The organism is Nocardia carnea (assembly GCF_029869215.1).
Taxonomy (GTDB): Bacteria; Actinomycetota; Actinomycetes; order Mycobacteriales; family Mycobacteriaceae; genus Nocardia; species Nocardia carnea_B.
Window position 1 is genome coordinate 1 of the sequence record NZ_JARWPM010000224.1, and the last position, 11,445, is coordinate 11,445.

At 67.2% G+C, this 11,445-nt stretch carries 12 protein-coding genes and 2 pseudogenes; 7 read left to right on the plus strand and 7 right to left on the minus strand.

The genetic code is table 11. The annotated features are described in order from the left end of the window. From QH276_RS15555 to QH276_RS15565, 3 genes and pseudogenes are all read right to left on the minus strand, one after another. Positions 1 to 698 (minus strand): annotated as a pseudogene (locus QH276_RS15555) (hypothetical protein); the annotation flags it as partial. An 825-nt stretch (positions 699 to 1,523) separates the two neighbouring features. Next, positions 1,524 to 2,435 (minus strand): SDR family oxidoreductase, encoded by a 912-nt coding sequence (locus QH276_RS15560; protein ID WP_280398828.1) that lies wholly within the window; start codon positions 2,433 to 2,435, stop codon positions 1,524 to 1,526. 27 nt (positions 2,436 to 2,462) lie between these two features. Beyond that, positions 2,463 to 3,248 (minus strand): SDR family oxidoreductase, encoded by a 786-nt coding sequence (locus QH276_RS15565; RefSeq protein WP_280398829.1) that lies wholly within the window; start codon positions 3,246 to 3,248, stop codon positions 2,463 to 2,465. Positions 3,249 to 3,313: 65 nt separating this feature from the next. Between QH276_RS15565 and QH276_RS15570 the strand changes: the two genes are divergently transcribed. From QH276_RS15570 to QH276_RS15590, 5 genes are all read left to right on the plus strand, one after another. After that, positions 3,314 to 4,078, plus strand: a complete 765-nt coding sequence (locus QH276_RS15570; protein WP_280398830.1) for an enoyl-CoA hydratase family protein — start codon at positions 3,314 to 3,316, stop codon at positions 4,076 to 4,078. Between the two features lie 42 nt (positions 4,079 to 4,120). Then, on the plus strand, positions 4,121 to 4,999 hold the full coding sequence (locus QH276_RS15575) for a CoA transferase subunit A (RefSeq protein WP_280398839.1): 879 nt from the start codon (positions 4,121 to 4,123) through the stop codon (positions 4,997 to 4,999). After that, positions 4,996 to 5,754, plus strand: a complete 759-nt coding sequence (locus tag QH276_RS15580) for a CoA-transferase subunit beta (protein WP_280398831.1) — start codon at positions 4,996 to 4,998, stop codon at positions 5,752 to 5,754. The genes QH276_RS15575 and QH276_RS15580 overlap by 4 nt, the downstream gene beginning before the upstream one ends. Then, on the plus strand, positions 5,751 to 6,833 hold the full coding sequence (locus QH276_RS15585) for an NAD(P)H-dependent flavin oxidoreductase (protein WP_280398832.1): 1,083 nt from the start codon (positions 5,751 to 5,753) through the stop codon (positions 6,831 to 6,833). Before QH276_RS15580 ends, QH276_RS15585 begins: the two co-directional genes overlap by 4 nt. A 146-nt stretch (positions 6,834 to 6,979) precedes the next feature. Continuing rightward, on the plus strand, positions 6,980 to 7,651 hold the full coding sequence (locus QH276_RS15590) for a hypothetical protein (protein WP_280398833.1): 672 nt from the start codon (positions 6,980 to 6,982) through the stop codon (positions 7,649 to 7,651). A 30-nt stretch (positions 7,652 to 7,681) separates the two neighbouring features. Here the strand turns inward: QH276_RS15590 and QH276_RS15595 are convergent, their stop codons facing one another. Then, positions 7,682 to 8,503 (minus strand): HAD family hydrolase, encoded by an 822-nt coding sequence (locus tag QH276_RS15595; RefSeq protein ID WP_280398834.1) that lies wholly within the window; start codon positions 8,501 to 8,503, stop codon positions 7,682 to 7,684. Between the two features lie 3 nt (positions 8,504 to 8,506). Further along, on the minus strand, positions 8,507 to 9,247 hold the full coding sequence (locus QH276_RS15600; RefSeq protein WP_280398835.1) for a group II truncated hemoglobin: 741 nt from the start codon (positions 9,245 to 9,247) through the stop codon (positions 8,507 to 8,509). 53 nt (positions 9,248 to 9,300) lie between these two features. Between QH276_RS15600 and QH276_RS15605 the strand changes: the two genes are divergently transcribed. Then, a complete protein-coding gene (locus tag QH276_RS15605) occupies positions 9,301 to 9,642 on the plus strand; it encodes a winged helix-turn-helix transcriptional regulator (protein ID WP_280398836.1) in 342 nt (113 codons plus the stop codon). A 220-nt stretch (positions 9,643 to 9,862) separates the two neighbouring features. Here QH276_RS15605 and QH276_RS15610 read toward each other — a convergent pair whose 3' ends face one another. After that, positions 9,863 to 10,309, minus strand: a complete 447-nt coding sequence (locus QH276_RS15610; RefSeq protein ID WP_280398837.1) for an SgcJ/EcaC family oxidoreductase — start codon at positions 10,307 to 10,309, stop codon at positions 9,863 to 9,865. 136 nt (positions 10,310 to 10,445) lie between these two features. Continuing rightward, positions 10,446 to 11,006, minus strand: coding sequence for a maleylpyruvate isomerase family mycothiol-dependent enzyme (locus QH276_RS15615; RefSeq protein WP_280398838.1), 561 nt, complete (start codon positions 11,004 to 11,006; stop codon positions 10,446 to 10,448). Positions 11,007 to 11,153: 147 nt separating this feature from the next. Between QH276_RS15615 and QH276_RS15620 the strand changes: the two are divergent. Beyond that, positions 11,154 to 11,445: pseudogene (locus QH276_RS15620) on the plus strand (hypothetical protein); the annotation flags it as partial.

Genomic DNA, 11,445 nt, shown 5'->3' on the forward strand with positions numbered 1-11,445 from the left:
GCCCCGGGCAGACCCGCACCGACCGCGACATCCACCGCGCTCGGTGCGCCGCCACCGGCGCCCGCACCGCCGCCACCCGGCGCCGGGAGCGCCAGTGGCGGCCCGACCGGTGCCGGCGGCACCGGCGGCACGGGCAGGAGAAGAAGCAGGAGCGGTGCGGCCGAACCCACGCCGGCGGAGCCCAGCGCGGCCGAACCGGTCGCGGCGGAACCCGCGGCGGCCGAGCCTGTGCCCGCGGAACCGACGGCGGCCGAACCGAGGGCCGCCGAACCGGTGCCGAGTACCCCGACCCCGGCCGAACCCAGCGCAGCCGAGCCCGTACCCAGTACACCAGCCCCCGCCGATCCCACCGCTGCCGAACCCGTGCCCAGCGCGGCGGATCCGGTGCCGAGGGCAGCCGAACCGGTCACCCCGACGCCCACACCGGCGGAACCGACCGCTGCCGAACCCGTACCCAGCGCGGCCGACCCGGTACCCGCTGCCGCGGAACCGGTGACGGCCAGCGGTGCGATCGCGGCCGAACCGACGGCTGCGGAACCGGTGGCGAGAATCGTGCCCAGCGCGGTGCCCAGACCGAAAGGTTCGGCGATCGGAGCGGGGTCGGGCGACGGTGCCGTAACTGTTTGCGGTTCCGCTTGTTCCGCGGTTTCGGCCGCGGTACCACGGCCGGGAATGTTCAGGGGCTGCCACTCCGCCACACCACCGGTCTCCGGGCCGCTGCTCCCGGTTGCGGCGCCCGGCGCCCCGGGGATACCGGCGGTTGGCTCGGGCGCGGCGGCCGGCGGAACGGCAGGCTCGCCCGCGGACCCCGGACGATCCTCCGCCGGTGCCGGCGAGCCCGCACTGCCGGTGCCCAGGCCGGGTGCTATCCCGGGATCGGGCGCCTGCGGCCCGTCGGCGCCGGCGGCAGGGCCGGGGTTGCCCGGAATCACGAGCGGTCCGTGGTTACCGGAATCCGGCCCGTTGTGGGCGGGCGGCTTCGGCTGCGGGCCCCCCTCGCCGCTGCCTGTCGGGCCCTGCTCCACCACGGGAGCCCGTCCCGGTTCGGCGGTGGCGTATCCCGGCCCCCCGAGTAGCGCCAGGCAACCTGCTGCCCCGGCTACTGCGAGTAATCGCTTGCTGCGACCAACGGCCATGCGCCAGCCATCCCCTCGATCGGTATTGCGGATCCCCCGGTGGTGACGCCTTCCGGGCAGAACGAACAGATGGTTGCCCATGGTAAACCAGCGCTCTGACCGGCGCATAACAAAGCCGGGAGAGCGCGGTGGCCCCCACCTGAACCGCAGGTAGAGCGGCCTGATCCCATGCCGGCAGACCGGTCGGGAATGGGATTTGTCACAGCTGCCGGAACCGGCAACCGGTAGCTGGGGCCGATCGGATGCAGCCTCGCACCGGCTCGGCGAACACCGGCCGACGACCGCCGATCATCAGTGGCGAACGCGAACGGCTCGCACACCGCCGTCCCGGCGCCGGAGCCGGTGCCCGGCCCCACAGACGCAAGGCCGGGCACCGGTAAGAAGTGATTACGCGCCGTAGACGGGTTCCGGTTGGGCGCCTTTCGCGATCAGTTCGGCGACGACCGGGCCGAGTTCGGCCGGATCCCAGCGGTTCCCGCGGTCCACCGGGACACCGTGCCGCCACCCTTCGGCCAGGGCGATCCGGCCACCTTCGACCTCGAACATCCGTCCGGTGACCCCGGCAGATTCCGGACTGCCCAGCCACACCACGATGGGCGAGATGTTCTCCGGTGCCATGGCATCGAAACCCTCGTCCGGTTTGGCCATCATGTCGGCGAATACGGTTTCCGTCATCCGGGTGCGCGCCGAGGGCGCGATGGCGTTCACCGTGACCCCATACCGCGCGAATTCGGCTGCCGCGGTGAGCGTGAGCCCGGCGATACCCGCCTTGGCGGCGCCGTAGTTGCCCTGGCCGACGCTACCCTGCAAACCGGCCCCGGAACTGGTGTTGATGATGCGGGCATCGACCGTGCGCCCCGCCTTCGATTCCGCCCGCCAGTACGCGGCGGCATGCCGCATGGTTGCGAAATGGCCCTTCAGATGGACCCGCACCACGGCATCCCATTCGTCTTCGCCCAGGTTGACCAGCATGCGGTCCCGCACGAAACCGGCGTTGTTTACCAGTACGTCGAGCCCGCCGAAGGTGTCCACGGCCTGCTGGATCAATCGCTGCGAACCATCCCAGCTCGCCACATCGTCGCCGTTGGCCACGGCTTCGCCGCCGGCCGCGCGAATTTCGCTCACCACTTGTTCGGCCGGGGTCTCCGCCGTCGACTCACCGCTGAGGCTGGTGCCGATATCGTTGACCACCACCTTCGCGCCCGCGGCCGCGAACGCCAGCGCGTGCGCCCGGCCGATACCCCGGCCGGCCCCGGTGATGATGACGGTCCGTCCGGCGCAGATGCCCTCGGTTGCCATATCCGTTCCTATCGTCGATGGTCGTAACTACGTAGTGGAATGGGCGGCGTTGGCAGCCGAGAGGAATGCCGGCGGTTCGCCGCCACCGTGGATCTGCAGGGTGGCGCCGCTGATGTATCCGGCGAGCGGGGAGAGCAGGAAGGCCACCCCGTTGCCGACGTCCTCGGGGCGCGCCAGCCGGCCCATCGGGATGGTTTTCCCGACCGCGGCCACACCGTCGGCATCGCCGTAGTGCAGTTCGCTGAGTTCGGTTTCCACCGCGCCGACGACCAGCGAGTTGATCCGGACACGCGGCGCCCATTCGGCGGCGAGGGAAACGGTGAGCGCGTCGACACCGGCCTTGGCCGCGCCGTAGGCCGCGGTACCGGGTGAGGGCCGGTGGCCGCTGAGGCTGGAGATATTGACGATCGACCCGCCGTTTTCCTGCCGGTCGATCACCGCGTGCGCCGCCTGCGCGACGTGCAGGGCGGCCAGCAGGTTCAGTTCGATGATCTTGGTGTGGAATTTCGGGCTGGCCTCGGCCGCCAGCGCGTAGGGCGCTCCACCGGCGTTGTTGACCGCGTCGTCGAGGCGGCCGTACCGGCGCACGATCTCGTCGATCATTGCCCGCACCGCCTCCGCGTCGCGCACATCGCAGGACAGGAAGTCGATCGCGCGCCCGTCCACCTCGACCGGTGTCTCCGCGGGCCGGCGCGCGCAGGCCACCACCGTCGCACCGGCGGACAGCAGGACCCGGCTGATACCGGCACCGACACCGCGGACGCCCCCGGTTACCAGAACGACGCGATCGGACAGGTCGATTTCGAGTGCCACCGTGTTAACCTACCAAGCAATTGCTTGCTTAGCCAAGACGCTCGAGATGCGAGATGGGATACGCGATGGGGATCACCCGCCATACGGAATCCGCCGGTATCGCCGTGGTCACGGTCGACTATCCGCCGGTCAACGCCATACCTTCGGACGGCTGGTTCGCCCTCGCCGACGAGATCCGCGCCGCCGGGCGGGACCCGCAGACCCGGGTGGTGGTGCTGCGCGCGGAGAACCGGGGCTTCAACGCCGGCGTCGACATCAAGGAAATGCAGCGCACCCCGGGGCATCAAGCGCTGATCGCCGCCAACCACGGCTGTTTCGAAGCCTTCGCCGCGGTATACGACTGCCCCGTCCCGGTGATCACCGCGGTACAGGGCTTCTGCCTCGGCGGCGGGATCGGCCTGGTCGGTAACTCCGACATCATCATCGCCTCCGACGACGCGACCTTCGGGCTCCCCGAGGTCGACCGGGGGGCGCTCGGCGCCGCCACCCACCTCGCCCGGCTGGTTCCGCAGCATCTGATGCGCGCGCTGTTCTTCACCGCGAGCACGGCCACCGCACAGCAACTGCACCATTACGGGTCGGTGCTGAAGGTGGTCCCGCGGGCCGAACTCGACGCCGCCGCGCTCGACGTCGCCAAGGACATCGCGGCCAAGGACGGCCGCGTGATCCGGGCTGCCAAACGCGCCCTCAACGGTATCGACCTGCAGGACGTGCACCGCAGTTACCGCTTCGAACAGGGCTTCACCTTCGAACTGAACCTCTCCGGAGCCTCGGACGAAATCCGCGACCGCTTCGACGCGGACCTGGCGGCACAGAAGGACAAGAACTGATACCGATCCGGAGGATCGTCGAAAGTGGTGGAACGGAAGAACATGCGAGACAAGCGGAAATCACTGGACGAGATCGTCGGTGAACTGCGTAGCGGAATGACCATCGGGATCGGCGGCTGGGGTTCACGGCGTAAGCCGATGGCCCTGGTGCGGGCGCTGCTGCGAACGGATGTCACCGATCTGACGGTGGTCACCTACGGCGGTCCCGATCTCGGCCTGCTGCTCTCGGCCGGCAAGGTGCGCAAGGCCTACTACGGATTCGTCTCCCTCGATTCGGCGCCGTTCTACGACCCCTGGTTCGCCAAAGCGCGCACCTCGGGGCAGATCGTCGCCCGGGAAATGGACGAGGGCATGCTCAAATGCGGGCTCGAGGCGGCCGCGGCCCGACTGCCGTTCCTGCCGATCCGCGCGGGTCTCGGTTCGGATGTACCGAATTTCTGGGACGGTGAACTGCAGACCGTCACCTCGCCGTATCCGGGCCCCGACGGCCGGGCGGAAACCCTGATCGCCATGCCGGCGCTGAACCTCGACGCGGCGCTGGTGCACCTGAACCTCGGTGACGCGCACGGCAATGCCGCGTACCAAGGCGTGGACCCCTATATGGACGACCTGTTCTGCATGGCCGCCGAGAAGCGCTATCTCTCGGTCGAGCGGATCGTGGACACCGAGGAACTGGTGAAAACGGTTCCCCCGCAATCCTTGCTGCTCAACCGCATGATGGTCGACGCGGTGGCCGAAGCCCCGAACGGCGCGCATTTCACCCTCGGCGGCGAAAGCTACGGCCGAGACGAGAAATTCCAGCGCCACTATGTCGAAGCCGCCGGGTCGCCGGAAACCTGGCAGACCTTCGTCGACACCTACCTCAGCGGCTCGGAGGACGACTACCAGGCCGCCGTCGCGCGATTCAAGGAGGAGCGGTGACCAGCACCGAAACCAGCACCCGGGCCGAGGTGTGCGCGATCGCCTGCGCCGAGATCTTCCGCGGCGCGGGCGAGATCTTCGCCAGCCCCATGTCGCCGATGGCGCAACTGGGCGCGCGGCTGGCCAAACTCACCTTCGAACCCGATCTGCTGATCTCCGACGGGGAGGCGTTCTTCCTCGCCGAAACCCCGCCGATCGGCGGTAAGGCACCGATCGAGGGCTGGATCCCGTTCCGCAAGGTCTTCGATGTGCTCGCCTCCGGCCGCCGCCATGTGGTGATGGGCGCCAACCAGATCGACCGATTCGGCAACCAGAACCTGTCCGCTTTCGGTCCGTTGCAGCACCCGACGCGGCAGATGTTCGGTGTCCGCGGCGCCCCGGGTAACACCATCAACCATCCGACCAGCTACTGGGTCGGGCGGCACAGCAAACGGGTATTCGGCGAGAAGGTGGATATCGTCGCCGGTGTCGGCTACGACAAGGTCGACCCGGAAAACCCCGCCTTCCGCTTCCACCATATCCACCGGGTGGTCAGCAACCTGGGCGTTTTCGATTTCAACGGCCCGGACCACACCATGCGGGCGCTGAGCCTGCATCCCGGTGTGACGGCCGAGGAGGTCGCGGAGAACACCTCGTTCGAGATCGCGGAGCTGGACACCGCCGGGGAAACCCGGCTGCCGACCGACGAAGAGCTGCGCATCATCCGCGAGGTCCTGGACCCGAAGAACATTCGCGACCGGGAGATCCCGCAGTGACTCCCCGGCTGCGGACCCCGCTGACCGAACTCGTCGGGATCGAACATCCCGTCGTGCAGACGGGTATGGGCTGGGTGGCGGGCCCGAGCCTGGTCTCGGCCACCTCCAACGCAGGTGGATTGGGCATTCTGGCCTCGGCCACCATGACCTACGACGAGCTCGAAACGGCCATCGCCAAAACCAAGGCGCAGACCGATAAACCGTTCGGCGTGAACATCCGGGCCGACGCCTCCGATGCACCAGAGCGGATCGACCTGCTGATCCGCGAGAACGTCAAGGTCGCCTCGTTCGCGCTGGCGCCGAAGAAGGATCTCATCGCCAAGCTGAAAGACGCCGGCGTGGTGGTGATCCCGTCGATCGGCGCCGCCAAGCACGCGGTGAAGGTCGCGTCCTGGGGCGCCGACGCGGTCGTCGTCCAGGGCGGTGAAGGCGGCGGCCACACCGGCCCGGTCGCCACGACCCTGCTGCTGCCGTCGGTCCTGGACGCGGTCGATATCCCGGTGGTCGCGGCCGGCGGTTTCTTCGACGGCCGCGGCCTGGCGGCCGCCCTCGCCTACGGCGCCGCGGGCGTCGCCATGGGGACCCGCTTCCTGCTCACCCAGGAGAGCAGCGTCCCGGATTCGGTGAAACAGGAGTACCTGCGCCGGCAACTCGGCGAGACCGTGGTGTCGACAAAGGTCGACGGTATGCCACACCGCGTGCTGAATACCGAACTCGTCCAGAAACTGGAGAATTCGGGCCGCATCCGCGGACTCACCGCGGCAGTCGGCAACGCGACCAAGTTCAAGAGTATGACCGGCATGAAATGGTCGACCATCGTCCGCGACGGCCTCGCCATGCGCAAAGCCAAGGATCTCACCTGGTCGCAGGTGATCATGGCGGCCAACACCCCGATGCTGCTGCGGGCAGGACTGGTCGAGGGAAACACCGAAGCCGGTGTGCTGGCATCCGGCCAGGTCAGCGGCATCTTGAATGACCTGCCGACCTGCCAGGAACTCATCGACCGCATCGTCGCCGACGCGGTGTCCCGGATCGGCACCCTCGCCGCGCTCCCCCAAAGCACCGAATCGGCGAGCTGACCGAAGTCGCTCGAGGTCTGCCCGATCGTGCGGCGGACCTCGGGTGACCACGCCGACTCCTTGTCGGTACCGAACGCTACTTTGCGGGTCATGCCCTCGACCCCGCATGAAGTGGTGATCCCCGTGGCGGCGACACCGTGCTGGCGGTGGTGGTGGAAATCCAGCTACGCCGCGACCCGGACAAGCTGTGGTCATGGCCGGTGTACACCGCGTCACTGCGGGCGCGAATGAGGTGCCCGGTGCTGTTGTTGACCGTTTGCCCGGACCCGCGGACTGCGAAGTGGGCGGCGCAGCCTTTGGAATTCGGGTACGGCAACCCATCCACCACATTGGCACCACTGGTCCTGGATCCTTCAGCAGTCCCGGTGGTCACCGACCCGGAGGTGGCGACCGAGCTCCCGGAACTGGCGGTACTGTCCGCAGTGGCCCATCCGCAGCACCCTGACCACGCCCAGATTTGGCGGGCATTGGCGGTGGGCCTCCGAACTCTCGGAGACGACCCCGCCCTGCGATACCATGACTTCATCCTGACGATGCTGCCGCGCGCTGTTCGTCCTGCTTGGGAGGCAATTATGTCCACCGGTCTGCGTGACTACAACTTCACCAGCGACTTCGCTCGCAGGTACGTCGCCGAAGGCCGAGCCGAAGGGCGAGCGCAAGGCGAAGCCGAATCGATCCTGACCGTCCTCGACGCCCGCGGAATCGATGTAACGGACCGGGTGCGGAAAACGGTCACCTCCTGCGAGGACCTGGACCAGCTGCAGAAATGGCTGCGGCGAGCCCTGGAGATCAATCACGCCGAAGAACTACTCGACTGACGTACAGCCAACCGGTTACCGGGCGGAGTCTCAGAACCACCGGGTCAAGAGTTCGGCGAGACCGTCCTCGGAAACCGATCGGCAGACTTCGTCGGCTGCGGCCCGAACGGTTTCGGGCGCATGGCCCATGGCTACCCCGTGAGCCGCCCAGGCCAGCATTTCCAGATCATTGACACCGTCACCCACCGCGAGGGTCCGGTCGGCGGGAACATCGAGGCTGATACGAAGTTTCTCCAGTGCGGAGGCCTTGGTTACTCCCGGCGCGGTGGCGACCAGCCACGGTCCGTCCAGGCTGATCACGCACTGTAACCAGGGCATCGGTGTCGATGCGAGAGCAGCGGCGAGGTCGGCGCCGGTTCGTCCGGGCCAGTGCACGGTCAAGCGGGTGGTAGGCGTTGCGACCAGCTCACCGAAGTCGACCACGCGCTCGGTGCTGCTGACCTCCGGGCGTTCAGCGGTGCGCCCGGTCGACCGGTCGCCGATACCGGGCTCCTCGGCAGTGAAGACCGCACCCGGTAGCAGTTCACGCAGCACCGCGACCGGTTCGGCCGGGTCGAACATGGTGTGATGGACGATCTCACCAGTGGCGGCGTCGATCCAGACCGCACCGTTCGAGCAGATCGCGATACCGGCCGGCAGCTCGAGTTCGCCCAGGAAGGGCAACACCGACAACACCGGCCGCCCGGTACACAGCACGGTGTGGACACCCGAACTCAACATCGCCGTGAGCGCCGCGCGCACCCGAGGGGTGATCGTCGTGTGCGAAAGAAGTGGATCCCCGCCCTCCGCACAGATCGTTCCGTCGATATCCAGGGCAACCAGTTCCGGCCGCCAACCCGCAGGGGGAGCCATAGCTCAGCGACGCGGCCAAGGACGCACCTCGCCCCAGCCCCACGGGGGTGTGGGTTCGGCTGCCGACTCGGGGGCATCCGGGCCGGAGAAGAGCAGCGCCATCCGGGTACCCCATTCCAGGTACGCGACAAAGGCCGAACGGAATTCGGCATCGGCGGGCAGCCCCACCTCATCGGCCGTATCGATCAGCAGGTTCATCCAACGGCGGCGCTGCTGTTCGGTCAGCGCCCGGCCACGGTGGCGCGCGATCATGTGCTGATGCCCGCCGTGGCGATCGGAGTACACGGCGGGGCCGCCGAAAACCTCGCCGAGCCAGGCGGCCACATGCTTCGGATGATCGGGATGCATACCCGCGAATACCGGTGCGAGCACGGCATCCTCGGCGACATGGGCATAGAACGTTGTGAACAGTTGCTCGAATGCCTGGCTGCCGCCGGCCCATTCGTAGAGTGAAGGGACGAGCGCGACCGGTTCGTAGTGCCGCATCTCCTCGATCCCGGAGACATAGGCCTTGATCTCGGCGAAGAAATCCCGGAACTGCGGGCTGTTCCGGAACTTCTCCAGATGATCGCCGGCAGATGTCCAGGTCAAGCGGAGGATGTACACATCCGGATCGTCCACGCACCGCGCCAGATCGTAAGTCCGGCAATAGGGCGAGGACTGCAACGCCACGGCCGCGCGCCGGTAGGCGGACTCGAACGCCTCGGGATCGGTGATCCGATACCGGATGTACTCGATGATCATGGGTCCAGTCGACCCCCTTGGACAGCGGAACACAAGAACGTACTTTGTGGTGCGTGAGTGTGCAGCGGACCGAATACTCCTGTCCGGTCGAGTTGGCGGTGGATACGATCGGCGGCAAATGGGCGGTCGTGCTCCTGGGCCATCTGAAAGAACAACCGTTGCGCTACAGCGAGTTACGCCGGCGCGTACCGAGTATCACCGAGAAGATGCTCACCCAGCGGCTGCGCGAACTGGAATCCGCCGGGCTGGTCGAGCGCACGGTGCACGACGGAGTGCCCAGTACCGTGACCTACCGGTTGCTCGACTCCGACCTACGGCCGGTGCTGCAAGCGCTGTACGACTGGGGCGAAACCCTGGCGGCCCGCCGCAATATCCCAATCGTCGGTGCCGGCTGAAATCGAGGAACGTCGGCGAACGATCCACCGATGTCGGCCATTGCCGTGCCGACGTTCGCCTCCGCCCTCCCCGTGGAGGACCGTGACCTGCCTGAGCCGGGCAGCTCGCGTAGTCCTTGTGGTGGACGCCGCGAACCCGGCGGCGTGCACGAGAACGAATGCCGGGTTTGCAGACCGGTGGAGTGCCACGGCTATCCGGGGCGCAGGCAGTGCGGGCAAGTCAGGCTTTCGGCACCGGGGTGTTGTGGCGCGCGGCCACCCACCAGCGGCTACCTTCCTTGACCAGAACATAGAGGGCGACCATCGCGGGGTCGTGGTCGATGAGTTCGCCTTCGGCGGTGGTCGCGCGGGCGACTTTGTGAGCGACCGCGACGTCTGGACGCAGGAAAACGATATCGCTCACGTCGTAATGCGCGTACTCGTTCTGCAGGAATCCCGCGAGACCGCGTTCGGCAGCCGCGAGCAGAGAGCCGTACCCGGTGATCACCGTGCCCACAGCATTACCCGCCGACGCATTCGCCGTGAAGCCGCTGACCATCAGTTCGGCATCGTTGGTGTTGTAGCCGGTCTCTACATCGGCTATCAACTGTTGGATCGCGGCGATATCGGCAGCGTGATCGGTTGTGGTGTCTTCGACGACCGGTCGTCCGGATGCTGTTGCGGTCATGACCGAAAGCCTGCTACCTGAACCATACTCGAGGTCAAGTTCCGGATTCCGCCGAATACGACCGGATCGGTCCGCACGGCGGCTTCCGAGACGGCCTGGTAGCCGAGCGCTCCGGTGGCGAAGACCTGCATAGCCGTCAGGCGTCCTGCAGCCGACCCGACATCCGGAGCACCCACTTGAAGGCGGTCTCGTTGTCCAGCCCCTCGAATGGAGCCGACAACCGTGATTGCACCGCGTTCAATACCCGCAACGTGATATCCGCGGGCGGTTGATAGGGAAGGCCGAGCACTTGCGCAATGTCCCAGGTGTGGACAACGGCGCTGCTGATCTGCTGCTCGTAGAGTGTTGCGATATCAACCTCCGCGCCGTCGATCCGGCGCAGCGTATCGCCGGTGAGCACAGCGGCGAATGCGGCTTCCATGTGCCGTGCGGTACGCCGGTAATCGCCTTCGAGGCCGCCGCCGTACAGATTCAAGGAGTTCGCGAGAGTCCCGCGATCCGGCGCCACGGCCTGCCGCGCGGGAGGTTCTCCCGCTACGACTTCGGCGATTCGGAGGTTGTTCTCGATCAGGTGCAGGTACAGGTCACCGATGTCCCAGGAGGCGTGCGAGGTGGGATGCCCGAGATCTCCCTGGGTCACCTCGGACAGGTGCGCGGCGAGATCTTCGGTCACGGCGTGCAAGGCGGATACGTCCACGAGATGTCCTCGCTTCTAGGATTGCCAGGCGCAACCTCTGCTGGATCCGACTGAGAGCGGGAGATAGCGGAACCGGCGGGTTGCCCACTGGATGTGCAGGTAGGAGCAAATCGTCTACCACGGTAGAGGATCTAGGTGAGGTTGTCCATGACTGGTGCAGGTGACCCATCGCATGACGAGCCGGACCTGGCGGCGTTGCTGGCTCGCGTGGTTCCGCATCTGATGGCTTTGGAGGAGCCGATCCTGCGTGAAGCGGGTTTGTCGATGTGGGAATACGCCATCGTCTCCGAAGTGGCATCCAGTGCAGCAATGTCTCAGGTGGAGTTGTGGGGCCCGCCGCCGCCCGGCCCCCCGCGACACGGCCGACACCGGGTAGATATGGCCTCCCGGGGGAACCTCACCCGACCCACCGGCGGCGCACAACGACCAAACCACACCC